Here is a 25,302-nt window from a genome sequence, read left to right as displayed (position 1 = left end):
ACGAATGGCGGCTATGCGCGAGGTGGAAATACTGTGCCAGTCTCTATACACTCAAGAAGGATATCGAAAAATTTTTGAGCGACAGAATGAGGCTGGACGATGTGCCTCCGCCGTTGTGAAGGTTTCCAATGCGACAAACACCCTATGCAGCGCCTGACAGTTTTGATCCTCCCGCTGAGAACCGTCTCTATCCCAAGCTATTCGAAATTCATCGCGAGGTTCACGGGTTATCTCAGGACTTGGACAACCTCTCACGACTTCTTGAGATTCAGAGGCGGTTAATTGATGCGATTTCGGAGGCAGAAAGGGAAATTAGAGGAGCCAAGAGAGACAATGGGGATCCTCGGGAATGGCAATACGTCCGATACAATTTTCTGTGCCTTGGGGATTGCTTGGCGTTTCTCTACGTGGACAGGTTTGCATTGAAGCAGACCTTTTTCGATGTGGATACTGTGAACCCCAAGCAATCTGGTGGTTTCATCATAGACAAGGCCGGCGCCGCTGCAGAGGTATCTCTTTTGGAAACTGCTATCTCGCATAAGATTCCAGCCGTACTATGTGACATCACAAACGTGCTGCGCTACGGCGATATTTGCCTGTTGGGAGACAGTGATCCTGTTCCTATTGAGGTTAAATCATCCACGACGAAAGACAGCCGAAGCAAACGCCAAAAACAGAAGTTAAAATCTCTTTTTACATTTCTTGCGCTGGATCGCAGTGATGGTTTTCGAGGTCTTCCAGGTACAACTTTCAGGGCGGAGTTTGCAGTTCCTCCAAAATCATACTCTGGACAACTACAAGCGGCCATCCAACAAGCAAGCGGGGTTGGCTCCACGAGCTTTGAGGTTGATGGGTGCCTGAAGGTTGTCGTCATTATAGAGGATACCCCAGACTACGATGTGCTCTTCAGTGGCTTTGGTTCATCAAGGGTTCTGGTGAATGCTGTCAATCAGATCAAAACCAACAAGATTTGGGGTTGTTATTACCCGTATCCTTTAACTCTTTCAGAGCCCGCGCATTATGAAGGATTTGTTAAGGGGAAAATTCACATCTTCACATTTCTCGACATGGCGGCCTTTGAGGATAATTTGGCACTTGAGGGCACAAGGCTGTCCGTCGAGGCAGACGAAAATGACATTCAGTGCCAAATTCATTTTTCGAATTTGTTCGCGGACGACAAAGAAGCTTACTTCATTATTGGGGAGCATATGATGTGCCTGATCCGGTTTGCCAACGCCTTATGTCGATGCCAGGAATCGGTGTCGTCGTAGCACTGACATTTCGTGCTGCGGTCGATGATCCGGCCCGCTTTCGGTCTTCGAAAAGGGTCGGACCCTGGGTTGGTTTGACGCCTTCACGCAACCAGTCCGGTGAACGGGACGTGTCGGGTGGTATAACCAAAGCTGGCGCGTGGCCGATCGACTTGGCTGAGAACGTGGGGAGCCCAACTCGTGCAGCGGCGCGGACGCAAAGTTGCGATGGTCGCCCTCGCACGCCGCATCGCTGTCATACTGCATCGGATTTGGGTCGATGGCACAACCTTCCAATCAGATGCGGCGCCAAACCCTGCCTAACAGGATGACACCCCACCCGTTGCCTGCCTGATCGCAGGCCTTTGAGGTCCCGCAGGGACGTGGTTCCGATGATGCCGTGGTCAGGACTGTCGCTGGTTTTTGCCAAGCACGCCTATGAGATGGGCACATCGGAATTACATCGAACCAGCATCATGTTGGCAGCCATCGCGCTGACCACGAACCGAAGCATGTTCCCCAAGGATCTCAGCTATAGGCCGCGAAGGAAGCCAGGACCGGCACCAAGTATATCAAAGTAACCTCTACGGCGGGTCAATTGTTGTGCGCAAAACCGCTTGACTGGGACGCCCCCGTTACCGAAGTCCTGAGCCTAGTCTCAAGGCGTTCGGCGAGGCGGCCCGTGCGTTCGCCGGACCGCCGAAGCGCTAGCAGGAACAGGATCACGGCGAGCACGACGGCGCAGTAGCGTAGCGCCACCCGCATGCACGGGCTGGCGGCGAAACCGGTCAGGAGCGCAGCGATCATCGCTGTCCTCGTTTCCAGTCATCGAGGCGGGCGTAGATCGTGACCGCGATGCCGCCGAGGGCGACCGCGATGAACACCCAGCGCAGGGTGTCGAGATACGGGACGAGCGGCAGGATCGCGGTCTGGGTTTCGGTGAGCACCTGCTCCGCCACCTCGACTCCGGCTGCTCCGAGCGTCGCGACGCCCGCCGCGCCACCGCCCTTCATGGTCCGACTCTGCGCCAGGACTTCGCGCTGCGGCGGGGTCTCGGCGGCAAAGGGAACGGCACGCGCCGGGAACCGCTCGCCCCACTGCCGTGCCGGCCCGAGATCGACATGGATGAACTCCGAGCGCGGATAGAAGCCGAAGCCGAGGAACCCCACCTCGCGCGCTGCGGCCTCGAAGGCCACCGGGTCGTGGTTCGCCATGGCGATGTCGAAGGCGGCGCCGTCGAGGTGCTTCGATCGGGTCGCGCCGCCCACGGCGCGGTTGTGCTCGGGGCTGCGATAGGCCGAGCGGACGATCAGCGGCTTGCCCAGCCGGTCACGCAGCGCCTGCAGCTTGTCGAGCGCGGGCTCGTTGATGAGCAGCTTGCCGGTGCCCCGGCAGGCGATCTCGGCGGGGGAGAAGTTGGGCCAGCGCCAGGTGCTCTCCGGTACGTCACGCCAGTGGCGGTGGAAGGTCGTGGTCATGGGGTCCTCCGAAACGAGTTTCCGGCCCCTCGCAGGGCTCTGTGCGTTCGCCGCTCGGGAATGTCCACTGGACCTTCCCGTCTGCCTGACAGACAGACCGCGGCTCACCCCGCCACCAGGGCTGGTCACGGTTAGGCTAACGGGGTGGTGAGCGGCTACGGGCTGCCGCCGAAGATCTTGAGCTTGATGGCGATGCCGGCGAGCAGCGCGAGCATGACGGCGGTGGTGATCATGCGGACGGCGGTCTGCATCGCGGTGCGGCGCACCAGCCGGATGCAGTCGACGAGCGAGCGCAGATCGCGGATGTCGAGCGCGGCCTCGTCGCCGTCGAGACCGACATCGGCGAGCGCGCGCTTGGCGCCTCACCGGCACGCGCCTCCTGCGTGAATGGCAGTGGCGCGTGAATTTAGAGAAGGTATTGGCATGAAGGTTCTTGGATTTCGCGGCGACCCGAAGGCCCCCCGCTACGCAGTCGTGTCGGAAGTGGGCGGCGCCTACACGCTGGAGAACGCGGCCAGCGACAACAAGCTGTCCGTCCCTGCCTCGATCGGGGAGGACGCCGATGCCGAGCGGCTGGACTGGCTGTACCGCGAAGTTCTGGCGATCTTCGATGCCCATCCCGGCATCGCAAAAGTGATGATCAAGCAGAACGAATACACGCAGAGCGATACCAAGGCGAAGCGGAAGTCGGCTCATGCCGATGCCGCCGTCGTGCTCGCCTGTGCGCATCGTGGGATCCCTGTCGAGCTGAAGATCTACTCATCCATGCCCACGACGAGCAAGGAGACGAAGCAGCACGCTGACACCCGGGTCGGAAAGACCGACAAATACTGGGACAACAAGATGGCCGACGCCGTGAATGCGGCATGGTGGGGGCTGCGCCGGCCATGAACCAGCTTGTCCTTGTCACCCTCACGCCCGGCATGACCCTCTACAAGTACCGGTTGGTCAGCAAGATCGGCGCAGGCAGCTTCGGAGAGGTCTGGCTGGCGCATGATCTTGCCGTGCAGCGAGAGTACGCGGTCAAGATCCTCCAGCCAGGGGTGTCCGTGGACGAGCGGCTGCGTGAGGCCCAGATCGGCAACCGGCTCGAGCACAACAACCTCGTGTACGTCCACCAGGCCGATGTCGTGCCGGTGTCGGGGGAGCATGCCGTCATCCTCGCCATGGACTACCAGCCGAACGGCTCGGTCGAGACCCTGGCAAATCCGGCGGGCTATCTGCCGCTTCCCGCCGTCCTGCGGATCGCACGAGATATCCTGCAGGGGCTGGAGTATCTCCATGCGCGCAGCTTCTATCACAACGACATCAAGCCGGGGAACATTCTGCTGGGGTCTCAGCAGCAGGCCATGCTGTCGGACTACGGGATTACGGGCGTTTCATCGAACGGTGCCCCGGTAGCGGCCCCGAACGCCTACGTTCTCCACCGTGCACCGGAAGTCCTTACGACGGGCAACATCGGCGTCAGTTCGGACATCTTCCAGGTCGGCATGACCCTCGCACGGTTGCTTATTCACATGGACCATCTGCGGGCAGTTCGCGCCAGCATCGGCACGGCGCAGTACGAACAGGACATAGCGTCTGGGAAGCTGCTTCAGGCGAAGGACTTCGGGTGCCACATCCCAGCAGCAGTTCGTCGCGTCATCCTGAAGGCTGTCCATCCTGATCCGGTCCAGCGGTACACCAGCGCTCTCGAGATGCGGCGAGCGCTTGAAAAGCTGAACTACCCCGGGCACTGGACAGTCGACGCCGCCGGCAGCGAAGTCGGCATATGCAGGACCCACGAGTTCTCGCACTCGGTCTCGCCGGTAGCAGGCGGGAAGTTCGACGTGACCTGCAGCAAGCGCAATGTGGTCTCAGGCAATAATCAGCGCGTCACCCAGTTCTGCAAGCGTGGTGTCACCCAAAAGCAGGCGGAAAAGGTCGTCGCGGACTTCAAGCAATTCGTGGTGACCGGCAAATGACTTTCATCGCCGCTGAGAAACACCAATCCCAGGTCCCGGCACTTCAGCTGCTGGTCGCGCTCGGGTTCACGCCGCTCTCGCAGGAGGAGGCCCTCCGCCTCCGTGGCGGGCGCCTCCGTAACGTCGTGCTGGACGATGTTCTTGCCGAGCAGCTGATGCGCATCAACCGCTTTACCCATCGGGGTCGCGAGTATTCCTTCGCCTTAGAGCGCAGCATCGAGAACCCGCGGATCATCATAGTCACGGACCGCGATGATCTCGACAAGCAGATCAAAGATACCTTCAAGTCCTGTGATCTCGAGCCGATCCGCGCGACGAGCGGGGCTCACCTTCTAGAGCTCGTCCAAAACAAGGCTCCGCTGGTCACCACGATCATCAACAAGTTCGATACGGCGTTGAAGAACAGCAAGCTGGCGGACGAAGATCCGAACATCTTCGTGCTGGTGGACGAGAGCCACAGGACTCAGACGGGGCGCTACGGCGGCCACAGCCAATTCGCCGCCAAGATGCGCCGCCTCCTTCCAAAGGCCTGCTACCTCGGCTTCACCGGTACGCCTCTGCTGAAGAAGGAGAAGAACACGCTGTCGACCTTCGGGCGGTTCATCCACCGCTACGCTATTGACGAGGCGGTCGCCGACGGTGCCGTCGTGCCGCTGCTCTACGAGGGACGGCTCGTTGAGCAGCAGGTCTCGGGCGCAGTTATCGACCGTTGGTTCGACAAGATCAGCGAGGGGCTGACCGAGAACCAGAAGCGTGATCTAAAGCGGAAGTTCTCTCGGATGGACGCCTTGGCCAAGACCGATCAGGCCATTCGAGCCAAGGCGTTCGACATCTCCGAGCACTTTCGCCAGCACTGGCAGGGTACTGGGTTCAAGGCGCAGCTCATCGCCCCGTCGAAAGCGGCGGCCGTCCGCTTCAAGGAGGTCCTCGACGAGATCGGCCACGTGTCGAGTGCGATCGTCATCTCGCCGCCGGACGATAACGAGGGCAACGAGGAGGTCGACCAGGAATCCAAGGACCTCGTGCGGAAATTTTGGTTGTCAATGATGGCGCGGTACAAGACCGAGGAAGAGTACAACCGCCAGATCATCGACGCCTTCAAGGGCTCCGGCGATCCAGAAATCCTGATCATCGTCTCCAAGCTGCTCACCGGCTTCGACGCGCCCCGTAACACGGTCCTTTACGTCTGCAAGTCCCTGAAGGAACATAACCTCCTGCAGGCGATTGCGCGCGTAAACCGCCTCTACGAGGACGGTGGCACGGAGAAGCAGTTCGGCTTCATCATCGACTACGAAGGGTTGCTAGGCGAGCTCGACAGCGCCCTGTGAACCGCTCCGGGTTTGCCGGAGGCTGTTTGGTTTAAGTTATGCGGCTATGGTCTTAGTTACCAGAGCTGCGTAGAAGTTTGCCTCTGCTTCCGCTGGTGGGATGTTCCCGATGGGCTCGAGGAGGCGGCGATTGTTGAACCAGTCGACCCATTCCAGAGTGGCGTATTCCACGGCGTCCAGACTGCGCCACGGGCCACGGCGGTGGATGACCTCCGCCTTGAAGAGACCATTGATTGTCTCGGCCAAAGCGTTGTCATAGCTGTCACCGACGCTGCCGACCGAGGGTTCGATTCCTGCCTCGGCCAAGCGTTCGGTGTATTTTATCGCCAGGTATTGCGATCCGCGGTCTGAGTGATGGATCAGTCCCACACCAGGCTGCCGCTGATGAACAGCCTGTTCCAAAGCGTCGAGAACGAAGCCTGTGTGAGCCGTGCGGCTGACGCGCCACCCAACGATCCGGCGCGCGAACGTGTCGATCACGAATGCCACATAAACGAACCCTTGCCAGGTGGCGACATAGGTGAAATCGCTGACCCAGAGCATGTTCGGTGCCGGCACCCGGAATTGCCGGTTTACCTTGTCCATCGGGCACGGCTGCTTCTTGTCAGGGATCGTCGTTTTATGCGGCTTGCCCCGGATGACGCCCTGCAGGCCCAAATCCTTCATCAACCGGGCTATCGTGCATCGGGCCACATCAAATCCTTCCCGCCGCATCTGGCGCCAGACTTTGCGCACGCCATAGACCTTGTAATTCTCATCGAACACGCGCTCGATCTCGGGGCGAAGCTCGTCGTCGCGCTTGAACCGATCCGAGCGCAGATCAGGGTCGGCCCGTTTGGCCAGATGATCGTAGTATGTGGACGGGGCAATCGGCAGGTGCTTGCAGATCGGCTCGACCCCGAGCTCTCCACGATAATCGTCGATAAAGGCGATCATGACTTCGGTCGGCGGTCGAGCTCCGCCATCGCAAAATACGCCGACGCCTTCCGCAGGATCTCATTCGCCTGCTTGAGTTCGCGGTTCTCGCGCTCCAGCGCCTTCATCTTCTCGGCCATCTCGGTACTGACCCCAGCACGGTCGCCACGATCAATCTCTGCCTTTTTGACCCAGTCATTCAGCGTGTTCGTCGAACAGCCTATCTTCGCCGAGATCGATACGATCGCTTGCCAGCGGCTCTCATGCTGACCGGCGTTGTCCAAAACCATACGAACCGCTCGCTCGCGCACTTCAGGGGAATATTTGTTCGTTGTCTTGCTCATGATGCTCCATCCTACTCAAGAGTTGGAGCCTCCGGCAAACCCGGAGCGGTTCATTCTGCACGAGTTGCCAGTTCGTGTGGGTGCCGCGCTGGAAGCCGATGCCGATGCAGTTCACCACGGCGGACAACGTCAAGGTCGTGGCCAGCGCCGTGGTCGATCCGTAGAGGCCGAAGAAGCCCATACCGGTCGCCTGCAGCGTCACCAGCGAGAGCCGGTTCACGTAGGTGAAGCCGCCCAGCCCATCCGCATTGCCGCGCCAGCAGACCCAGCCGGCCGAACGCTCCTCCGCCGCTGCATCGGCGGTGGCGGCGCTGGTCACGCGCCAGCGGCGCATTGAGGTCGAAAGGTTGGTGGTGGCGAGTGTCGGCGTGGACACGGTGCCGACGGCGGTGCGCGGCATGCCGTTGGTGTTGACGGTCGTACCGGTGGACGGCGCCCAGGTCGCGATGCGGTTCACCCCGAAATGCGGCTGCAGCGGAAAGAACCGCCCCGAGGGGCGCTGGACGTCGAGCCATCCAGCCCCCGCGCGGTCGCGCGCATAAATAGCCAGCTTGCCGGTCGGCGGCGGTGCGGGCACGGCATCGAGCGCCGGGAGCACCAGAGGTTCGGGCATCTCGACCCGGCCGCTGGTGCGGTCGATCCGGATCGCCTCGTAGAAGGCCGAGCCGTCCGGGCTGACCTTGAAGCTGAAATCGTCGCTGCCAAGAAGGCCGATCAGTGCGCGGGCCGACCAGTTGGTCTTGAAAGCGAAACTCGCATCGTTGGCGGCCGCGGCCTTGTTGACCGTCGCCTCGATCCCGGCGCCCGCGTTGTTCAGGAGCACCGCGGGGGTGTTGACCGACAGCCGGTTGTAGCTGTCGGCCGTCGCCCCGCCGAGGCCCAGAAGCTGGGCGGTCAGGTTCGCCTGGGGCATGCCGACCTGGGTCACGGCATTGGCGAAGGTTACAGTCGGCGTGTTGATCACCGTGGTGCCGTTCGCGCCCGAGGTCACGGGGCCGATGTTGACGACCGTGGTCGACCCCGACGCGCCGCCGGTGCCGAGGTTCACGGTCTTGGTAAGGCCGGTGGTCGTCGCCCCGGTGCCCATGCCGTAGGTCGCCGTTCCCGTGGCCGTGCCGATGGTCGCAGTCGCTCCCGAGACCGTGACGGTACCGGAGGCCGTCAGTGTGCCCGAGAAGGTCTTGTTGCCGTTGAAGGTCTGGGTCCCCGCCAGGATCGCCAGTTCCGAGGAGGTGTTGGGCAGCGTGTAGCTGCGGGTCGTGCCGGTGCTGATCCCGGACAGCGAGAAGACCGCCTTCTTTGTGGGATCGGCATCGTTGATCAGGCTGAAGACGGCGTCCGAGATGTCGCTTGGCTCGCCGACGACCTCCCAGGCAGCGCCAGTCCAGACGAGCAGCACGGCCTCGTCCTCGACCCATGTCCGCCAGCCAGTACGCGGTGGCAGGCGCAACCAGGCGCCGTCGGTCCAGAGGGCGATGTTCAGATCCCACCCCGCCCAGTCGCCCGTCGCGCCCGAGCCGACAACGTAGCGGTCGCCATCGGCAGGGCTGACTGGCGGCGTGGTCAGGTCCCGGTCGAGGACGGAGAGCTGGACAAGCCCGTCGAGGATCCGCAGCGCCTCGTTGTGGGTGACATGCTTCTGGGCCTGCGCCGCCAGGATGTATGGCAGCAGGAGATAGGTCGTGGCGTCGGACATGGGGTGGCCTTCAGAACGTGAGCGTGACTGTCTTGGGTGCGCCCCGCCCGACGAGGGCAGAGAGCTGGAAGAGACGAATGTCGAGCGTGTCGCCCGGACCGAGCACCGCGCCCCAGTCGGCGGTCTGGGCGGCGGCGGTGTAGATCGCGCTGGCGGTGGCCGCGCTCAGCACCCGCTTCACCGTGGCGCCGTCGAGGATCTCGACCTCGTAGGCTTCGAGTTCCTCGGCCAGCGGCACCTCGAGCCCGCCCCAGCTGTCGGCGGCGAGTGCGCGGGATCGGCGCGTCCAGCGGATGGTCAGGTCCCCGGCCGTGCGCGGTTCGCGCCAAGGCTGCTCGACATGGGCGACGGAGAACGGCCGCAGCCCCACGCCCGCGGGCGTGAAGGTCTGGGCGACGTAGGTCTCGTCGTTGACCGGGCGGTTTGCCGGGCCAATGCGCCAGTTCCATGGAATGCCGAGCTCGGCCTCGGCGATCGGCAGCGATGTCAACGCTGCGTCGAGTACCACGACCCGCGCACCAGAAGGCGCCGGATTGCCCATGGCGCCCTCGGTGCCGCGCTGGCCGCGCAGGAGTCGGGTCAGGCGATACCGGCCAGGGGCGATCAGTTCGGCCGCGCCCGCCTGCACGACCTCCCAGACGCCGGGCGCGCTCTCGATGGCGATGGCATTGGCGCCGCCGAACAGGGTCAAATCGGTGACGCTTTCCAGCGTGCCGGTCAGCAGATCGACCACCAGCGCGTTGCCGAGATCGAAGCGCGAGGTGGGTCCGGCGTAGAAGTCCGAGACCAGCGTGCCGATCCGGGCGCGTGTGCCAAACGTGGTTAGCAGGTCGAAGCCGTCCGTCGATGGGCTTCGATAAACCGCGATCTCGCCGGGCCAAGGCACCGCATGCGCCGCCGCGAAGGGCCGATGCGCGGCCTGATCATCGGTCAGCTGCGGCAGATCGAGCAGGACCGCCTCGGGCGTGCCGAAGACGACGGCCTGCGACAGCGCCGAGGGTCGCGGCGCGCCGGGCGGCAGGTCGTAGGCCTCCCGATCCTGGCGGACGGCCTCGGTGCCGCGCGCGTCGGCGTCGGCAATCGAGATGAGCCGAAGCGGGATGGACCGGCCGTCATGGGCGAGCATGACGACATCGGCCGGGTCGAGCGCCAGCCGCGAGGGCGGAAGACGGAACGCCGCCGTCTCGCGACCGGTCCAAGCTTCCATCAGCGCGCGGCGGCAACGGCGCTCCGCTTCCTCGGGCGGCACCGCCATCGGGAAGCTCTCGGAGGCGATGCGCGTCGTGTCGACGGTGATGCGCCTGGCCTCGACCTGAGCCGCTTCGTAATCCTCGTCGGCGCGGGCGACCTGCCACTTCAGGGCCTGTGGCAGCTCGGTCTCCTGGCCGCGTGTCAGTTCCAGCACGTCGCCCTCGCGCGCGGCGACCAGATCATCGGGCTCCAGGGTGGCGACGGAGGCCCGGCCGCGCATGATGAAGCGGATCACGCCCTCGGTCTCGACGGCATCGAAGCCGAAGTGGCGCGCCAGCGTGGTGATCGAGGCCCGAGGGCTTTCCAGCGCGCCAATGGCATAGCCCTCGACCGCGCCCCAGAGGCCGGTGACGTCGATGCGATCCTCGGGCAGATCGGCGCGCAGGCAGAGGTGCCGCACGAGGGCCGCCAGCGACACCGCGCCAAGGCGGCCGGTCAGCCAATGGCCGAGCCGCCAGTTCGGTCCGTCGGTCCAGACGTCGGTCAGTTCAGGGAAGAACGGATACGGCCGCGCGTCCCAGGTCCATGCCACGCATTCCGGCACATCGACCATCCGGCCGCCGTAGACCGAGGACACCGGGTTGTTCGCGGCCTCGCCCCAGAACAGGTAGGTCGCCTCGAGATAGGCGCGCTGGATGGTGTCGTCGCGCCAGCCCCGCGAGAAATACGGCGTGAAGCTCTCCGACGACTTCGGGTCGAAGAAGACATTGGGCTGGTTCGTGCCCCGGTCGATGGCCGGGCAGCCGAGTTCGGTGAAGCGGATGGGTTTCGATTGCGGCACCCACGCCGTCGGCGTGCCGCTCTCTACCCCGCCCGGGCGATTGTAATGCGGGTTCGACCACCAGCTGCGCAGATCCTTGTAGCGGAAGACCCACGGCTTGCCGGCGGCGCCATCGGTGATCGGCGTGCGCACTTGCGCCGACCGATCCGCCGCCGATGCGTAGAACCAGTCGAAGCCTTCGCTACCCGCGATGTTCTCCTGCAGATAGGCCCGGTCGTAGATCGCGGGCCAGCCTTCGGCCGCATCCGCATGCCCGAAGCCGTCGCGCCAGTCGGAGAGCGGCATGTAATTGTCGATGCCGACGAAATCGATGTTGGCGTCCGACCAGAGCGGGTCGAGGTGGAAATAGACATCGCCGCTGCCGTCGCCCGGATGATGGCCGAAGTATTCCGACCAGTCGGCCGCATAGCCGATCTCCGTGCCCGCCCCGAGAATGGCGCGCACGTCGGCGGCGAGCGCCTTGAACGCGGTAACAGCGGGATAGCTGCTGGCGCCCGAGCGGATGGTGGTCAGGCCGCGCATTTCAGAGCCGATCAGGAAAGCGTCGACCCCGCCTGCCACCGCGCAGAGATGGGCGTAATGCAGCATCATGCGGCGCAGGCCCCAGTCGCCGGACGGGCCCGTCCAGGAGACGGTCTCGCCTGAGATCGCGAAGTCGGAGGGGCTGACGCTGCCGAAGAAGGCCGCGACCTGGCTGGCGGCAGTAGCCGTCTTGTCTACGCTCCCGGCATAGCCTGCCGCGGGCGAACAGGTGATCCGGCCGCGCCAGGGGAATGTGGGCTGGCCGGTCTCGGCGGCATTGTCGGAATACGGGTTCGGCAGCGTGTTGCCGGGCGGCACATCCATCAGGATGAACGGATAGAAGGTCACACGCAGCCCACGCGCTTTCATCTCCCGGATCGCCTGTACCACGGCAAAATCAGCGGGCGTGCCGCCATAGACAGGGCGGTCTTCAGCGTCGCGGCTGACGAGGATGGCATTGGCGCGGCTGACGCCATTGACCGACCAGCCGACCGGCGCCGTGGATTTCGCCGTGACCTCGACGCCCGGGCGCAGCTTGCAGGAACCCGCGCGCAGGTCGTCGCCGAACCAGGCGACGACGAGGCTGACGCTCTCGACGGCCGGCGCCATGGCCTGCAGGCGGTCGAGCGCGACCACCATGTCGGCGGTGTCGGGTAGCGCGTTCAAGTTTTCGGCCTGCGTCGCGCCGCCGGAGGATTTGCGGATGGCCTGGGTGGCATAGGTGAACTCGCCCGAGGCCGGGATCAGGGTGACAGCGCGGGTCAGCCCCTCGGCTGTGTCGGGGTCGGCGAGCGGTCGGAACACCTCGAAGGACAGCTGCGGCAGGCGGTTGCCGTAGCTCGACAGCGGCAGTTCCTCGAAAACGACATAGGCCGTGCTGCGATAGGCCGGAGTGTTGGCCGCGCCCATCTTCGCCGCGATGAACGGATCGGCCGCCTGCGCCTCGTCGCCGGGATACCAGCGCCAGGTGACGCCCGAGAGGCCCATCGGCTTTCCGTCGGCCCAGATGCGCCCGATCCCGGTGATCGGCCCCTCGCAGAGCGCCACGGCGAAGGAGGCATAGTAGAGATACTCGGTCGTCTTGACCTTGCCGCCTCCACCGCCCTTGCCGCCGCCCTGCGTGGTGGTCTTCGTCTCCTCGCGGAAATCGGTGGCCCAGATGATGTTCCCGCCGATCCGCATTCGGCCGTAGAGGCGCGGGATCACCGCCCCCTCGGTCGAGGACGTGATGCGCAAGCTGTCGAGCCGCGCGCCTTCGATCCGTTGGGTCGGTGCGAGCGAGGACACGATCCAGCTGTCGACGACCGAGCCGATGGTGGAACCGATGAAGCCGCCGATGGTCGCCGCGCTGACGCCGAGGATCGCGCCACCGATCGAGCCGCCGATGGCGGCACCGGCGGCGCCGAGAATGAGGGTGGCCATGTCGGGATCTCAGCTTTGCGGGAAGATGAAAGCGAAGGCGATGCGCCGTCGCCAGGCTTGGGTCAGCGGCTCCTCAATCACGCCAAGCCGCTCATAGGCATGGAGGAATCTGTCGGGGCCGGTCAGGATCCCGACATGCTTGGCGATGGCGCGGGGCATCATCCGGAAGAGGACCAGTGCACCGGGAGTGGCATCGGCCGGGGCGATCTCGGGCATCATGCGGCGCGCGCCTTCTGCCAGCACTTCGTTCGGGCCCGTCTCGCCCCAGTCGCGGCAGTAGGGCGGCATCGGAAACGGCTCGGGACCCACCACTTCGCGCCAGACGCCGCGGGCAAGACCAAGGCAGTCGCAGCCGACGCCCTTGAGGCTTGCCTGGTCGTGATACGGCGTGCCGAGCCAGGACCGCGCGATGGCAATGACGCGGGTGGGATCGGCGGAGGTCACAGCACACCTCCCTCGTGCCCGCCGTCCTTGGTGGCGTAGCGCAGCACCGTGTCCTGGCCGGGGATATGCGGGAAGCCGCGGAAGTTGGCGGTATTGCCGAACTTCGCGCCGCAGGTCTCCAGCCGCTTGTCGCAGCCCGCACGGATGGTGAAGGCGTCGCCCTCGCTGATGGCCCGCACTGGTGCCTCGAGCAGGGTCAGCACAGCGATGCCGTCCGTAAGGTCATGGCCCAGCACCTCGGTGCGCCGCCCAGCGTTCGCGCCGGAGGTCCATTCGATTGTGCCGAAGGTGAACCAGCTCAGCTCGAAGCCGCCGAGACCGGAGGCGGTGAATGCGCGGTCACGCAGAAGGTCGACCACAGCACCTGCGCCCTTGTAGGCCGGGTCCTCCAGATCGACGCCGCAGCGCGCATCGCCGAGCGCCGCATCGCAACTCGCCTGGAAAGTCCGCCCGACCGTCTGGCCCAGCACATGGGCCAGCGAGCGCACCTCCGCGACGAAGGCAAGCCGCCCGCGCCGGATCTGACCGATGGCTCCGCGCCGCATCAGCACGCGCTGTCCGGTGTCGGCCCAGTTCACGCGCCAGACCTCGACCGCTGCATTGTCCCAGCGGCCGTCGAGGATGTCGGTCTCGGTGATGCGGTCGGAGGTCAGCACGCCTTCCGCGTCCTGCGCATCGACCGACAGGTCCGAGCCCGAGCGAACCTCGGACGCCGTCAGCCCGCTCTCGGGTTCGAAGTCCGTGCCATCGAAGCTGAGCGTGCGGTCGTGATCGGTGAAGCCGAAGGTGACGCCGTCGGCCCGGGCGATCCGCCAGCACCAGCCGAGCGTCGTCGTGCCCTCGTCGAGATGGGCCTGAAGCTCGGGCGAGAGGGATTTCATCGGCAGGTTCCTGTCATTCGGTCGTCGAGATCGAGGCACAGGCCACGCAAAACGTTAGACGACAACTATTGGTTGAGGCGGTAACCTGATCCCAAAACCAACTTGGAGGTCGGAATGGGACAGTCTTGGAAGGAAAGCGAATATGCGATCACTGACGCCGCTTATCAGGATGCGGTGGACCGAAAGCAGCGGGGGCTTCGGATTAGCCGGTCCGAAATCGTAGATCAGTGCAGGCGCGGACTGCCGGACCGAGATCCCGCTTCGATCGGGCCGCATCTCGGGAATCTTACGTCGGCGAGGCAAGAACTTGGATTGCCCGTGCTCGAGGAAGTCTCGCCGTTCGCAAATCGCCCGGAAAAGCTGATGAGTTTCCTGAAGGTGAAACATCGCCTGCGGTGATCACTTGTTGCCGCGGAACCCGCGCTCGATCCGGTCACGCAGGCCGATCAGGCCCAGCCCGAGGAACATCAGCCCAGCGGGCGAGGTGTCGCCTGAACCTGCGAGCAGCGCGACGAAGCGTGAGAGTTCCCCGAGCGGCCCGGTGGCGGGCAGTGCGAGCGAGGCAATGCCGGTGAGCATGGCGAAGCACCCCGCCCACCAGGTGAGCGAGGTCAGTCGGATGTAGCGCATAGGGATCAGGCCCTCCGGATCAGGGTGGAAAAGAAGGCGGCCAGCCGTGCGGCCCAGCTGATTGCCGGTTCAGGTGTGGCGGCAGGCACGGATGGTCTCGGTATCGGCACGCTTGCGGGATGCAGCAGCGCCAGCGCCTCGTTCTCGGTCAGACGCCGGATCGGTCGCGAGAAATCGACCTGGCCGTTGCGATCCACCGACCAGACGGGAATGGTGCCGGCGGGATAGCGGCCCTTGACGAAGAGAGCGCGCTCGGCCTCACGGCGCGGGCGGATCGCGGCGGGTTTGAGCCAGCCCATGAAGGCTGCCGCGGCTGCGGCCCGGTCGCCCGTGTTCAGGTGCCGGGTGAGCGCCGCCTTGGAGATGCCGCCGGTGTTGTAGTGAAACGAGACCAGCGCATCGAATTCGTGCGGCTCGAGCGGCACCTTCACGGCGCGCAGGACGGCGGCCTCGTAGCGCGCAAGATCGGCTCGGAAGACCCGGAACGCTTCTCGGATCCCGGCGTCCAGATCGGCGGGCATGCCGCGCGGCATGGTGTCGGGATCGGGTGCCCCGGCGGCAGCCGTGTGGCCGATGCCGAAGGTCCAGACCTGTTTCACATCACGGTAGGGTCCGGGCACGATGCCTTCGTGCCGGACGAGGGCCAATAGGCCGCGATCAGACATTTTCTTGGCAGTCATCTGCATGGAAATCACCCCAGAAGCGAGAGGATCAGGATCAGCGCGGCGATGGCGATGCCGACGCCCAGCCGGTGGCGGAAGGCCTGGCCAGGATCGGTCGGATCGCAGCGCAGGGAACGCGCGAGGCGGAGAAGGTCATGCATCGCCGTCGCCTTTCCCGGCGTGGCGCAGGCGGGCGAGCAGCACCTCGATGAAGGCGGGGCCGAAGACGCCGACCAGATAGGCGGCCGAACCCGCCGCGCCCCCGGCCGGGATCGCCTCGGGCGGCAGGCTGAGCCAAGACGTGATGACGGCCATGGAGAGGCTGCCCATCCCGGCCGCGATCAGACCGCCAAGCAGGATGTGGCGCAGCGCATCGCGCAGCCGCATCTTCGTCGTCAGCGCATTGGTCGCCCCCCCGAGCGCGCCCCAGGCGGCGAGGATCACCGCCGTGGAGGCGAGCAGTTCCTTCAGCGCCGCCGCCAGAAATCCGGTTTCGTCATTCATCGTCGGATCTCCAAGAGCGGGATGGAGGTGATCGAGCCCAGCCGTTCGAGGTCGAGCGTCACGTCGAGAGCGTCAGTGTCGAAGCGGACCGGGACGTCGAATTCGAAGCCAGCGGTGATCGTGACGCCAGCACCCGGCGCGGTGGTGAAGTTGATGACGCCGGTCGTGGTATCGACGGACCAGCCGGACCCTTGCGGCGCGCCATTCAGGGCGATGGTGACCGAGCCCGCGACCGGCTTGGCGATGGTCCGCATCCACGTCTGGCTGCCCGAGGCGTAGCGCTTCACCAGCTGGAAGGCGGTCGTCGTGCCGTCGCCGGTGCCGATCACCTGGTCTGTCGGGGTCGGTGCTCCCGAAGGCGGGCAAGACTTGTAATCGCCCCAGTCCTTGAACCGGAAGCCATGGAGCCGGCCGTTCCGCGCCTCGAAGAAGGCGACCACCGCCGCCAGATCGTCGGCCCGGCGGATGCCGAAGGCCACATCGTAGCGGCGGCGCGAATTGGCCCAACTGGCGTTGCGCTCCTCGTCGCCCGAGGCGAGCTCGACGATCTGGGTGCGCCGTTCCGGCCCGCCGCGCGCGCCGCGGCTGATGTTGTCCGGGAACCGGACCTCATGGAACGCCATCACATGCCCCTCCGCCCGAGCGAAACCGCCCGGGCGATATCCGCCGCGACCTGCGTGCGGGATTGTCGGAAACTCTCGGCGTCCCGCGCCATGATCGTGACGTTGATCCCGCCGCCAGCGCCGTAGCTCTGCGCTTCGCGGCGCGAGAGCACCCGTTCGCCGCGCTGCAGGATTGCCGGAACCTCGTCGTGCCGAAGCCCCACCGCGCCGCCAGAATGCATCCGGGGCGCGGCGGCGAATGCCATGGCTGGGACCATGCGCGAGGGGCCGGACGAGCCGACCATGCCGCCCGCGTGCAGAATGTTGGCGAAGATCCCGCCCGCGCCACCGAGCGCGCCCGAGAGCGCGTTGGCGATGGGACCGAGAATGAACCGCCGCGCCGCCAGTTTCGCCAGATCGGCGATGAGCGAAGTCACCAGATCGCGGAAGTTCAGCTTGCCGGTCTTCACGAACTCCCCGACCGCGTCCTCGGCCGACTGAAACGCGCTGACGAGGCTCTGGCCGATATCTCCGCCGATCTCCCGCGCCCGGCTGGCATAGTCCGAGAGCGCTGCCGTCACGGCCTGCCAGCCGGTCAGGGCACGCTCGGCCCCTTCGCCAGCGGCGGTTCCGGCATTGCGGGCAGCACCTCCGGCGCCATTGGCAGCGGCTGCAGTGTCGTCGAGCCCGGCCGCCAGCGCATCGGCGGAGGTCGCGGCGTCCGTCAGCGCGGTCTCGGCCTCCGTGCCGGACCCGGTCACGGCATCCTTCAGCGCCTGCCAGGCAGCAAGCGGCCGGGTCGCGGCATCGGTCAGCATGCCCGCGGCCTCGCGATAGGCATCGGCGCGGGAACGCGCGTCTTCCGCCATCGCGCCGAGACCGAGATCGGGCGGAGTGATGTAGGTCCGAGAAAGCGCCGCCGAGAACGCATCGGCCGCCGCGGTGCCGGCCGCCGTCGCGGCCCCCTCGAACGGGTTGTCGATCCGGCTCAGGTCCACCGCGTCGAGCGTGCCGATCCGCACGCCGCCTTCGCCGGTCGCCCATTCGGGCAGCAGGGCCAGCGCGGCGTTCAGGGTCTCGATGAAGCTGTTGATGCGGGTGACCACGCCGTTCAGCATCGCCTCGACCCCGCCGATCAGCCCGTTTGCGGCCTGGTAGGCGAAATCGCCGATGGCGCCCGGCAGGCCGCCCCAGATCGCCACCGCGCCATCATAGGCCCCCTGGAAGATCGCGACAGTGCGGTCCCCAAAACCCACGACGCCCGCGACGGTGCCGTCAAGAGCCGAGAGCGCGGCGACCTTCAGCCCCTCCCATCCGGCGGCCATGCGGGCCAGCGCGGCGTCGAGCGCGAGCCCGATGCGCGACCAGACCTCGGAGGCCAGGTCGGAGAGCAGCCGGAAGGCTTCGCCGACCCCGCCCACGCGGGCCACGAATTGGGACAGCTGATATATGAGTTCGCCGACGCCGACGATCAGCGCACCGATGCCTGTGCGGATCAGAGCCCCGCGCAGGACGACGAGCGCGGTGGCGAACCCACGCACCGACAGCGCCGCAGCGGCCAGTCCGGCGACCCAGCGGCCCGCGAGGAAGGTCGTGAAGGTCACGGCATAGGTGGTCAGGCGGCCGATATTGTCGAAAAGGCCGCGAATGGCGATGCCGAGCGGCCCGGTGCGGCTGGCGATGGCCGCCATGGCATTGGCAACCGCTTCCAGCGCGGGGGCCGCAGCGACGGCGAGCTGGTTCGACAAACCGCGCCAGATCAGCCCGAGGCGCGAGACCGCGTCGTTCGTCCGCTCGATCTGGTCGGCATCCTGTTCGGAGACGACGACACCGAAGGCAAGTACGTCCTCGGTCGCCTGGCGCAGCGTCGCGGTGTCGATCCGCGACATGGCGATGGAGCCTTCCTCGCCGAAGAGCTGCCCTGCGACAGCCGCGCGTTCGGCGACAGGCACGAAGTTCTCGATGGCGGCGTTGATCGCGCCGACGCGCTGGTCCAGCGGCAGCGCGATCAGGTCGTTGGCCGAAAGGCCCAGCCGGTCGAGCGCGTCGGCTGCCGGTCCTGTCCCGGCCGCCGCCTGGCTGAGGCGGCGCGTCAGGTCTTTTGTGGCCTGTTCGATGCCGGACATGGATACGCCCGCCAGTTCGCCCGCGCGCTCCAGCGTCTGGATCGAGGCGACGGTGGTGCCGAGGGACTGCGCCAACTTCGCCTGCGCATCGACCGTCTGGAGGCCAGAGCGGATCATCGCCACCCCCGCGGCGACGGCCGCCGCCACAGCGGCGGCGGCGGCCACACGCACCCGGCGCGAGAAGGCCGCTAGCCGAGCGTTCGCCGCGTCCATCTCCCGGCTGAGCCGTCCGAAGCCGCGCGATCCGGCCTCGCCGACACCTTCCAGCTCGGCGCGCACCTGTCGTCCGCCGACCGCCGCGAGGCGGACGGACACACGCTTTTCAGCCATCGGGACGTTCCATCTGTTCGTTGAGTTTCGCGACCATCACCGCTTCGATGACGGGCAGCAGTTCGGCCATGGCGAGCGGCGGCACGCCGAGCGCGTCACCGAGCGCCAGCGCCGCCGACATGTCCCAGCCGATCACCGCTCCCGGCAGCGCCCGCAGCTGGCCGCCGAGGCGGCCGACCAGATCCCAGACCTGCCAGCCCTCCGGAGTTTCTGGACGGTTCAGCCGCGCCGGGCAGTCCGGGCAGGCTTGCGCGCAGGCGTCGCAGTATCGGTCGCCCCCGCCGAAGGACCACTCGGCGAGAGCGCGGAGGCGTTTTTTTTCCTGCTCCAGCAACAGGCCTTTGGAGACGTAGGTCAGCTGGAAGGCCTCGAAAATCGGCCAGACATCGAGCAGTGCGTCGATGGCCTCGGGGCTCGTCTCGATGGGATTGCCGTCCGCATCGCCGATGCCCTCCCAGGCGAGCACCGCCCGCCGCGCCAGCGCCTTGGCGAAGGCGACGGCGCGTTCCTCATCGGAGGCGTCCTCCGGCACGGCTTCCACGGCGGGATCGCTGCGGGTCGCCACCATCAGCGCGGTGGTCAGCGGGCGCAGCTGCACCCGGACGCCGGTGGCGAGGTCGTGCCAGCGCGGCGCATTCGTCAGGTCGAGCGTCAGCATCAATAAGTCTCCACATCGTTCACAAGGGTGGCAGTGCACATCCGGCCGAGCACGCTGTCGCGGGCGGCCTGCCAGTCGAAGGTGGCCTGCACCCCTTGCGGCCCGGAAATCTCGATGCGCGGGCGTGGCAGGTAGACGGCGTGCACGGTGAAGGTGAAGCTCTCGCCCGACGGCAGGACGTAGGCGAACTCGAGCTCGCAGGGATCGCCATTGATCGCCTGCGTCACCAACGTGCTGTCGGCGAAACGGACCTCGATGGAGCCCGTCAGCGCCGCGATGGACGGGTCCGCGCCATCGATGCGGCCGTCCGAACGGATCGTCTCGATGCGGTCGAGGTTGTTGGCATAGGTGATGTCGGCAGAGACCACATTGCCGAGCGCCGAGCCGTTCCGCGTGATCGACCCGTTGAAATGGCCGAAGCGCTTCAGTTCCAACGCGGCGGGTGTCCCGGCGCTGGTCGTTGTGCCCACCGTCTCACCCTGCGCCACCAGCCGGGCGGTCGCGGTCAGCAGGCCAGACCGCTGCATCTGCCAGGTGATCTGGTCGAGGACGCAGCCGGAATACATGGCGTAGCGCGGCACCTCGGGCATGCCGGTCTCGATGGAGAGGCTCGGCAGCGTCCAGGCCCCGGACTGGAACTCGTGCGTCCACGGACCAGTGCCGGTCGTGGTCGGCGCACCGAAGGCCGCCTTCAGCCAGAAACCGAAGGCCTCCGCGTCGAGCGGCACGACGACGTCGCCGTCGGCCGTCACCGCATCCTTGATCGGCGCCAGCGGATCGCGGCCGTAGCCCAACAGCTCCGAGTTCAGCAGCGGCTGCTCCGCCCCGAGCGTGGTGCTGGCAAAGGGCATCTTCGTGAAGCCGCCCACGGGCGGCGTGCCATAGGTCGTCTCGAACGCAAGCGCCATCTGCGCCCGCGCCCCCTGGGCTCGTGCCATGGTGATCTCCTGTTGTCGTTTGGGTCAGGCCAGCGGGTCGGCCGTGGAATAGTGCAGCACCACCGGGATCACGGCGGCCTTCAGGCTGGCCGCTCCCTCGACCGGCAGATCGACCGGCCTCGGCGCTTCCGCCTCGACCCAGTCGCAGAGCCCGCCCAGCGTCCGGTCGGCGGCGAGCGCCGCGCCGATGCTGGCGGTCAACGTGTCGAAGGCGGCGTCACGGGCGGCGCCCTGCACGACCGCCTCGATCTCGACCCGGTGCTGGTAGTGGTAGGCGAGCGGCGAGAGCGTCACCTCGGGCTCGCCCGGCTCGCCGTCGCGCAGGATCAGCAGGCCATTGGCTGGGACGCGCTCGGGCAACACCTCACCGCGCAGGGCGGTCGCGGGCAGCGTTGAGAGCCGCGCGTGCAGCGCGGTGAGGATGGTTTCGCGTTGGGTGGGCATCTTCCAACCGGATGAGGGATTCGTTTCAAATTCTGACAGTCATGCGCCGGATTTGCATTGCGGTGCCGTTCAGCCGCCTACGAATTCGGCGCCGTCAAATAGAGCGGGCCACCGTTATGGCTGATGAAAGGAGAGGCGGCCGCGAAGCGCTCCATTGCCTCACTGTAAGGAAACTGAAGGAGTGCCCCCGGAAAGCGCATCGCGAGGTCGGGTAAAGCGCGGGCAAGAACACCCTTACGGCGAAAGTCGGGTGCGATCCAAATCCAACCGATCATATGAGATACGTCCCGGTAGGGAGTTTCTGTATAGATCCCTGCGCCACCCAATGCACGGCCTTCATCATCTGAGAATATCGCACCAATTGCACCGGCGGGAACTTGATACCCCAATGGAGCCCAGTCAGCTTGATCGTATCCCATCTCACGTTTGAAGCGGCGTGCGATGCCGTAGAGTTTTTCGTGGAGAAAGTTTTGGTCAGATCTCTGAAAGATAATCAGTCCACTTGTGGGGTTCACTAAGCCAGCGAGTCTTGAATCAGGATTTGGGCGATCCGGTGAAGTGACTTCTTCGTGAACTTCGGCATGACGCACAATGTCTTCGGGATGATCCGGGACATACAAGTAACCGCAGTCAGGGCATTTTACAGGCACGATGGGTTCCATTATTGAACTCTTGTTGACCTGCACATCAGATATCGCAGGGTTAAGAACGCGCCCGTTGTGGCGCGGGCAACGCAAAATCTCAAGCTCGCGCATGAGAGCCATCAAGTCAGCTGCCCCTCTACCCAATTCGTCACGATCAGCCCCGGCACGCTGTCCAGCGCCCGGTCTGCATCCCGCGCGAGCTCGAGCCGCTTCGGCAGCTTCACCTGCGGCACCAGCAGGAAGATCGGCGCGGTGACCTTGCCGCGCCCGGTCTTTGATCGCGACACGACCGCTTGGCCTTTGGTGTTCAGCCGTCCTTCGGCCACCAGCAGGCTCGGGCCCGTCCGGCGATAGACGAAGCGCAGGCGCAACCTGCGTCGCCGTTCCCACTCGCCGGGGGTGATCCGGCCGCCGCGCAGGGACTTTCCCGCCGCAGGCAACGGGATCGCCAGCCAGAACCCGTTCTTCGAGCGGATCAGCGGCCCGGTATCGTGGGCGCCGACGATGACCGGCGCTTGCGACCAGACCAGCGCGGCAGCGTCGAGGCTCTCGCAAGACTTCGGAAACGTCTGGCTGCGGATCGTGTTGGCGAGCCGTGTGCCAAGCCCTGCGCCGGTGACCTGCAAGCGCCACGCGGCCTTCAGCCCGGTCCCGGCCTCGCGCATGGCGGCGGTCACGGCACGTTCTCCCGCCGCCACCTCGGCCTGCATCATCGCGACAATGTCGGGATCGATGTCGAGCTTCAGTTTCACGCAGGCCTCAGATCGACGGTCCAGACGAGCTGCTCGCGGTCGCGGACGGGCTCGCCCTGAATGAGGAAGGCATCGCCCTCGATCTCGATCCGGTCGCCGGGGCGCGGGTTCGCCACCTCGGCGACTCGCAGGTCGATCCGCGTGGTCTCGGACCAAAGACGCGCATCGCCGAAGTCGGTGACGGCATCCGCGCGCCGGGCGACGACGCGCACCATAACGGGCGCGCCGCCGTCAGCGATGTAGACCGCATCCCGGCCGATGTTCGGATCGGCAAATAGCGCGCCAACGGCGGCGGCGAAAGCGCTCATCAGAAGCTGCCGTTGAGCCGCACCCGACCGATGGTGTCTCCGGCCCCGCCCGCGACTGCCTCGATGGCGACGCCGATCAGCGTGTTCGAGGTGGCCACGTTGGTGGTGCGCTTGTTGGTGTCGTCCCAGTAGATCTTCGCGCCGGCCGTCCAGGACTGCGAGCCGATCTTGGTGATGTCGAAGATGCCGGTGAGCGCGGTCTCGACGCTCTCGCCGAGGGCGGCGGTGCCTGCGGCCACTCCGAAGATGGAACCGACGAGCAGGCCATCGCCGGAGGCGACGGCATATGGCGCGGTCAGGGTGATGGTGTTGCCGGGCTGGACGAAGTTTTTCATTATGGGGGTCCTCTCGGAAAAACGAAGGGCGGCCCGATTGGACCGCCCGTGTGTCAGGGTTCAGGATGGGTGCGCCTTACGCGCCCGGGTTCTTGTAGAGGCCGCGCCAGTCGATGGCCTTGGCGCCGAAGTCGAGGCGGCACTTAATCTCGACGCCGTCGACGTCAAAGCCGTTGCGCGTCTCGATATAGGCGCCCTGCTGCCCCTCGAGATAGGCGTACTCGATGGTGTCGATCTGGTTCGGGCTGGCCGCGAGATACCAAGCGGTGGCGCTGGCGGCATCGAGGCGCGGCTCGCTGATCGGCGAGAGCGTCCGGATCGACTGCGGCACCACGCTGGAGGTCGCGGCGGGGACGAGGTTCTGCGCGACCAGCTGCTCAGCCTTCAGTTCCAGCGCGGCGGGCACGATCAGGAAGGCAGGACGGATGTTCAGCACCGTCTTCTTGTCGAGCCCGGTCTGCAGCGCCATCGCGGCACGGGCCGCGCCCACCGCATCGACGGCCAGCGCCGCGCCGGTCCCGGCGAGGTTCTTGTGGTTGGCGTGGAACAGCGCCGTCCCGTCGGCCATCGCCGGGTTGGCGGTGATGATGCCCCAGACCACGTCCGACTCCAGCTGGGCGATCGAGTTGCCGTACATCGCCGGGATACGCGTGAAGGCGTCGAGATCGTCGTTGATCAGCACCTGGCGGGTGATCGCGACGACGCGGCCATAGGTCTTGACCTTGTAGCTCTCCTTGCTCTCGCCGAGCGAGCCGCGCTTGAACTCGCCGCTCTCGCCCACTTCCAGAAGCTGCGGCGCCTCGCCGAGCTGGACACGGTGCATCGACTTGAAGTCGGTAGCCAGCACCTGGCGGCAGAAGAGCGAGAAGGTCCGGGGATAGGCGTCATAGGCCTGCCGCAGGGTCTTGTTGGTGACCGCCGAGAGGATCTCGGGGAAGTCCGAGGTCGAGTGCAGCGCGCGCGTTGCCACCTCGTCGCGCGAGAGGCCGCGCGTGTTGACCCCGGAGTTACCGAGGCTTTCGCGGGCGAGTTCCAGCAGCGTCATGCCGCGATATTGGCGGGCCGCATCCTCCAGCGGGAACAGCGTGGGGCTGTAGCGGTGCAGGAGCGCGTTGGCGACCGCATCGCGACGGGTGATGCGCTCGTCGCGGCCGCCGAGGGGCACGGAGACATGCGGGAAGGTCCGGGTCTCGTCGGACTTCGCGGCGACCTGATCGAGGATCAGGCGGCGGGACTCGTCGACGCTGACGCCGCGTTTCACCAGATCCTCGGCGAAGCTGCGCTCGAGGTTCAGCCGCCCGGCCAGATCATAGATCGTGGAAACGCGGTCGCGCTCGGCCTCGCGGGCACGGGTCGCGATGGCTTCGGTATCCGGGGCCTCAGGCTTGGGGGCCTTGGGCTGGCTGCGCGTCTCGGCCGCGCCGGTCTTGTCGTCGGGCATTTTGATCTCCTCGGTCGCTGCCGTGTCGGGGGTGTCGTCGGCCGGGGCGGCCGGGGTCGTCTTGTCGGTCATGGGGGATGCTCCTTCGCTGGTTTCAGCGTCCCGGCGATGGAGGACGCAGTCGTGATGTTCGCCCTTGGCGCGGAAGCCCGCGGCGGGATCGGCGCCGACCGGCACGGCCGAGATCTCGAACGGGGTCCAGTCGACCGCCCGCCAAAGCTCTCGCCCGCCATCGGGTTTCGAGATGTCGAAGCGGTGGACCTGGTAGCCGATCGAGACCGCCCGGATGTGCCCGGCCTGGATGTCGCGCCAGATCGGCTCGACGTCGGCACGCTCGCTGATCCGCACCTGCGCGATGCCGCAACCGTTCTCGATCCGGGCCGAACCGGGCACGACCGAGCCGATGACGGCGTCGAGCGTGTCGATCTCATGGACCTTCAGGAAGGGCGCGCCCGCGTTCAGCCGTTCGAGCCGGACATGGGCGGGATCGAGGCTCAGCTCCTCGTCATAGGGTTCGCCGAAGAAGCTGGCGCGGCGAACGCGGGCGCCTGCCGACCAGATCACCTCGACGGTGCGCGCGTCGTTGTCGACGCTGTTTGGCGCAAGCTCCGCCGACCGGCGCAGGGCCGGCAGTTCGATCATTGTGTCCATG

The 25,302-nt window shown here is 65.8% G+C and carries 25 protein-coding genes, 2 pseudogenes and 1 other annotated feature; of the genes and pseudogenes, 6 read left to right on the top strand and 21 right to left on the bottom strand.

Going from position 1 to position 25,302, the window contains the following annotated elements; all coding sequences use genetic code 11:
- The first annotated feature begins 128 nt into the window (after nt 1-128).
- Nucleotides 129-1,271, top strand: a complete 1,143-nt coding sequence (locus P73_RS25565; RefSeq protein ID WP_144401206.1) for a hypothetical protein — start codon at nt 129-131, stop codon at nt 1,269-1,271.
- Nucleotides 1,220-1,574, top strand: a pseudogene (locus tag P73_RS24885) (transposase); the annotation flags it as partial. The gene P73_RS25565 and the pseudogene P73_RS24885, both read left to right, overlap by 52 nt.
- Nucleotides 1,575-2,053: 479 nt before the next feature.
- On the opposite strand, the gene P73_RS09395 reads toward P73_RS24885, so the two are convergent.
- Nucleotides 2,054-2,728 (bottom strand): YcbK family protein, encoded by a 675-nt coding sequence (locus P73_RS09395; protein WP_043869421.1) that lies wholly within the window; start codon nt 2,726-2,728, stop codon nt 2,054-2,056.
- Nucleotides 2,729-3,151: 423 nt separating this feature from the next.
- Here P73_RS09395 and P73_RS09385 point away from each other — a divergent pair, with 423 nt between their 5' ends.
- Genes P73_RS09385 through P73_RS09375 form a run of 3 tightly spaced genes read left to right on the top strand, consistent with a single transcriptional unit; the run spans nt 3,152 to nt 6,020 of the window.
- A complete protein-coding gene (locus P73_RS09385) occupies nt 3,152-3,619 on the top strand; it encodes a hypothetical protein (RefSeq protein ID WP_043869420.1) in 468 nt (155 codons plus the stop codon).
- Nucleotides 3,616-4,692: a serine/threonine-protein kinase gene (locus tag P73_RS09380; protein WP_158401927.1), complete on the top strand. Its 1,077-nt coding sequence runs from the start codon at nt 3,616-3,618 to the stop codon at nt 4,690-4,692. Before P73_RS09385 ends, P73_RS09380 begins: the two co-directional genes overlap by 4 nt.
- On the top strand, nt 4,689-6,020 hold the full coding sequence (locus P73_RS09375) for a type I restriction enzyme subunit R domain-containing protein (protein WP_043871549.1): 1,332 nt from the start codon (nt 4,689-4,691) through the stop codon (nt 6,018-6,020). Before P73_RS09380 ends, P73_RS09375 begins: the two co-directional genes overlap by 4 nt.
- Nucleotides 6,021-6,056: 36 nt before the next feature.
- Here the strand turns inward: P73_RS09375 and P73_RS09370 are convergent.
- From P73_RS09370 to P73_RS09345, 5 genes are all read right to left on the bottom strand, one after another.
- Nucleotides 6,057-7,279, bottom strand: a protein-coding gene (locus tag P73_RS09370) for an IS3 family transposase (RefSeq protein WP_420836116.1) whose coding sequence is annotated in 2 segments (ribosomal slippage) — nt 6,057-6,991 and nt 6,991-7,279 — 1,224 coding nt in all. Because the reading frame shifts where the segments join, the coding sequence is not laid out codon by codon here.
- Nucleotides 6,882-6,998: a sequence feature (AL1L pseudoknot), on the bottom strand. Its footprint overlaps the gene before it by 117 nt.
- On the bottom strand, nt 7,248-8,975 hold the full coding sequence (locus tag P73_RS26105; RefSeq protein WP_245629259.1) for a DUF2793 domain-containing protein: 1,728 nt from the start codon (nt 8,973-8,975) through the stop codon (nt 7,248-7,250). The genes P73_RS09370 and P73_RS26105 overlap by 32 nt, the downstream gene beginning before the upstream one ends.
- 10 nt (nt 8,976-8,985) lie before the next feature.
- Entirely contained in the window at nt 8,986-12,951 is a 3,966-nt protein-coding gene (locus P73_RS09355; protein WP_043869418.1) for a baseplate multidomain protein megatron, read from the bottom strand.
- A gap of 9 nt (nt 12,952-12,960) precedes the next feature.
- A complete protein-coding gene (locus tag P73_RS09350; RefSeq protein WP_043869417.1) occupies nt 12,961-13,395 on the bottom strand; it encodes an NlpC/P60 family protein in 435 nt (144 codons plus the stop codon).
- The gene (locus P73_RS09345; RefSeq protein WP_043869416.1) at nt 13,392-14,276 is read right to left on the bottom strand and encodes a DUF2163 domain-containing protein; all 885 of its coding nucleotides are present in this window, start codon (nt 14,274-14,276) and stop codon (nt 13,392-13,394) included. The genes P73_RS09350 and P73_RS09345 overlap by 4 nt, the downstream gene beginning before the upstream one ends.
- 114 nt (nt 14,277-14,390) lie before the next feature.
- Between P73_RS09345 and P73_RS25550 the strand changes: the two genes are divergently transcribed.
- Nucleotides 14,391-14,675 carry a hypothetical protein gene (locus P73_RS25550; RefSeq protein WP_139267201.1) on the top strand — a complete coding sequence of 95 codons (285 nt, stop codon included), beginning with the start codon at nt 14,391-14,393 and terminating at the stop codon, nt 14,673-14,675.
- Here the strand turns inward: P73_RS25550 and P73_RS09340 are convergent, their stop codons facing one another.
- From P73_RS09340 to P73_RS09285, 15 genes and pseudogenes are all read right to left on the bottom strand, one after another.
- Nucleotides 14,676-14,906, bottom strand: coding sequence for a hypothetical protein (locus P73_RS09340; protein WP_043869415.1), 231 nt, complete (start codon nt 14,904-14,906; stop codon nt 14,676-14,678).
- Nucleotides 14,907-14,911: 5 nt separating this feature from the next.
- On the bottom strand, nt 14,912-15,592 hold the full coding sequence (locus P73_RS09335; protein ID WP_245629258.1) for a lysozyme: 681 nt from the start codon (nt 15,590-15,592) through the stop codon (nt 14,912-14,914).
- 5 nt (nt 15,593-15,597) lie between these two features.
- Nucleotides 15,598-15,729 (bottom strand): hypothetical protein, encoded by a 132-nt coding sequence (locus P73_RS26635; protein ID WP_275451666.1) that lies wholly within the window; start codon nt 15,727-15,729, stop codon nt 15,598-15,600.
- Entirely contained in the window at nt 15,722-16,072 is a 351-nt protein-coding gene (locus P73_RS09330; RefSeq protein WP_043869414.1) for a hypothetical protein, read from the bottom strand. The genes P73_RS26635 and P73_RS09330 overlap by 8 nt, the downstream gene beginning before the upstream one ends.
- Complete coding sequence (locus P73_RS09325) at nt 16,069-16,695, bottom strand: DUF2460 domain-containing protein (RefSeq protein ID WP_043869413.1); 627 nt, start codon at nt 16,693-16,695, stop codon at nt 16,069-16,071. The genes P73_RS09330 and P73_RS09325 overlap by 4 nt, the downstream gene beginning before the upstream one ends.
- Nucleotides 16,695-19,130, bottom strand: a complete 2,436-nt coding sequence (locus P73_RS09320; protein WP_043869412.1) for a phage tail tape measure C-terminal domain-containing protein — start codon at nt 19,128-19,130, stop codon at nt 16,695-16,697. Before P73_RS09320 ends, P73_RS09325 begins: the two co-directional genes overlap by 1 nt.
- Complete coding sequence (locus tag P73_RS26415) at nt 19,123-19,251, bottom strand: DUF7697 family protein (protein WP_281244920.1); 129 nt, start codon at nt 19,249-19,251, stop codon at nt 19,123-19,125. Before P73_RS26415 ends, P73_RS09320 begins: the two co-directional genes overlap by 8 nt.
- Before the next feature lie 98 nt (nt 19,252-19,349).
- Nucleotides 19,350-19,788: pseudogene (locus tag P73_RS09315) on the bottom strand (hypothetical protein).
- Nucleotides 19,788-20,726, bottom strand: a complete 939-nt coding sequence (locus tag P73_RS09310) for a phage tail tube protein (protein ID WP_043869411.1) — start codon at nt 20,724-20,726, stop codon at nt 19,788-19,790. Before P73_RS09310 ends, P73_RS09315 begins: the two are co-directional and overlap by 1 nt.
- A gap of 24 nt (nt 20,727-20,750) precedes the next feature.
- Nucleotides 20,751-21,170, bottom strand: a complete 420-nt coding sequence (locus P73_RS09305) for a hypothetical protein (RefSeq protein WP_043869410.1) — start codon at nt 21,168-21,170, stop codon at nt 20,751-20,753.
- A 77-nt stretch (nt 21,171-21,247) separates the two neighbouring features.
- A complete protein-coding gene (locus P73_RS25545; protein WP_158401926.1) occupies nt 21,248-21,925 on the bottom strand; it encodes a hypothetical protein in 678 nt (225 codons plus the stop codon).
- An 8-nt stretch (nt 21,926-21,933) separates the two neighbouring features.
- The gene (locus P73_RS09300; RefSeq protein WP_043869409.1) at nt 21,934-22,566 is read right to left on the bottom strand and encodes a DUF6441 family protein; all 633 of its coding nucleotides are present in this window, start codon (nt 22,564-22,566) and stop codon (nt 21,934-21,936) included.
- Nucleotides 22,563-22,874 (bottom strand): head-tail joining protein, encoded by a 312-nt coding sequence (locus tag P73_RS09295; protein ID WP_043869408.1) that lies wholly within the window; start codon nt 22,872-22,874, stop codon nt 22,563-22,565. The genes P73_RS09300 and P73_RS09295 overlap by 4 nt, the downstream gene beginning before the upstream one ends.
- Nucleotides 22,874-23,209 carry a DUF2190 family protein gene (locus tag P73_RS09290; protein WP_043869407.1) on the bottom strand — a complete coding sequence of 112 codons (336 nt, stop codon included), beginning with the start codon at nt 23,207-23,209 and terminating at the stop codon, nt 22,874-22,876. Before P73_RS09290 ends, P73_RS09295 begins: the two co-directional genes overlap by 1 nt.
- A gap of 76 nt (nt 23,210-23,285) precedes the next feature.
- On the bottom strand, nt 23,286-25,301 hold the full coding sequence (locus tag P73_RS09285; protein ID WP_043869406.1) for a prohead protease/major capsid protein fusion protein: 2,016 nt from the start codon (nt 25,299-25,301) through the stop codon (nt 23,286-23,288).
- Nucleotide 25,302: the final 1 nt, after the last annotated feature.

Source organism: Celeribacter indicus, from assembly GCF_000819565.1.
GTDB classification, from domain to species: domain Bacteria; phylum Pseudomonadota; class Alphaproteobacteria; order Rhodobacterales; family Rhodobacteraceae; genus Celeribacter; species Celeribacter indicus.
This window is presented reverse-complemented; position numbering and strand designations above follow the sequence as displayed.

Coding starts and splice junctions, on each gene's coding strand:
- P73_RS25565 (WP_144401206.1), top strand. CDS start 129: ATGCGACAAACACCCTATGCAGCGCCTGACAGTTTTGATCCTCCCGCT.
- P73_RS09295 (WP_043869408.1), bottom strand. CDS start 22,874: ATGAGCGCTTTCGCCGCCGCCGTTGGCGCGCTATTTGCCGATCCGAAC.
- P73_RS09330 (WP_043869414.1), bottom strand. CDS start 16,072: ATGAATGACGAAACCGGATTTCTGGCGGCGGCGCTGAAGGAACTGCTC.
- P73_RS09380 (WP_158401927.1), top strand. CDS start 3,616: ATGAACCAGCTTGTCCTTGTCACCCTCACGCCCGGCATGACCCTCTAC.
- P73_RS25550 (WP_139267201.1), top strand. CDS start 14,391: ATGGGACAGTCTTGGAAGGAAAGCGAATATGCGATCACTGACGCCGCT.
- P73_RS26415 (WP_281244920.1), bottom strand. CDS start 19,251: ATGTCGGCGGCGCTGGCGCTCGGTGACGCGCTCGGCGTGCCGCCGCTC.
- P73_RS09340 (WP_043869415.1), bottom strand. CDS start 14,906: ATGCGCTACATCCGACTGACCTCGCTCACCTGGTGGGCGGGGTGCTTC.
- P73_RS26105 (WP_245629259.1), bottom strand. CDS start 8,975: ATGTCCGACGCCACGACCTATCTCCTGCTGCCATACATCCTGGCGGCG.
- P73_RS09285 (WP_043869406.1), bottom strand. CDS start 25,301: ATGGACACAATGATCGAACTGCCGGCCCTGCGCCGGTCGGCGGAGCTT.
- P73_RS09385 (WP_043869420.1), top strand. CDS start 3,152: ATGAAGGTTCTTGGATTTCGCGGCGACCCGAAGGCCCCCCGCTACGCA.
- P73_RS09335 (WP_245629258.1), bottom strand. CDS start 15,592: ATGCAGATGACTGCCAAGAAAATGTCTGATCGCGGCCTATTGGCCCTC.
- P73_RS09375 (WP_043871549.1), top strand. CDS start 4,689: ATGACTTTCATCGCCGCTGAGAAACACCAATCCCAGGTCCCGGCACTT.
- P73_RS09355 (WP_043869418.1), bottom strand. CDS start 12,951: ATGGCCACCCTCATTCTCGGCGCCGCCGGTGCCGCCATCGGCGGCTCG.
- P73_RS09345 (WP_043869416.1), bottom strand. CDS start 14,276: ATGAAATCCCTCTCGCCCGAGCTTCAGGCCCATCTCGACGAGGGCACG.
- P73_RS26635 (WP_275451666.1), bottom strand. CDS start 15,729: ATGCATGACCTTCTCCGCCTCGCGCGTTCCCTGCGCTGCGATCCGACC.
- P73_RS09395 (WP_043869421.1), bottom strand. CDS start 2,728: ATGACCACGACCTTCCACCGCCACTGGCGTGACGTACCGGAGAGCACC.
- P73_RS09320 (WP_043869412.1), bottom strand. CDS start 19,130: ATGGCTGAAAAGCGTGTGTCCGTCCGCCTCGCGGCGGTCGGCGGACGA.
- P73_RS09290 (WP_043869407.1), bottom strand. CDS start 23,209: ATGAAAAACTTCGTCCAGCCCGGCAACACCATCACCCTGACCGCGCCA.
- P73_RS09325 (WP_043869413.1), bottom strand. CDS start 16,695: ATGGCGTTCCATGAGGTCCGGTTCCCGGACAACATCAGCCGCGGCGCG.
- P73_RS09310 (WP_043869411.1), bottom strand. CDS start 20,726: ATGGCACGAGCCCAGGGGGCGCGGGCGCAGATGGCGCTTGCGTTCGAG.
- P73_RS25545 (WP_158401926.1), bottom strand. CDS start 21,925: ATGCGCGAGCTTGAGATTTTGCGTTGCCCGCGCCACAACGGGCGCGTT.
- P73_RS09305 (WP_043869410.1), bottom strand. CDS start 21,170: ATGCCCACCCAACGCGAAACCATCCTCACCGCGCTGCACGCGCGGCTC.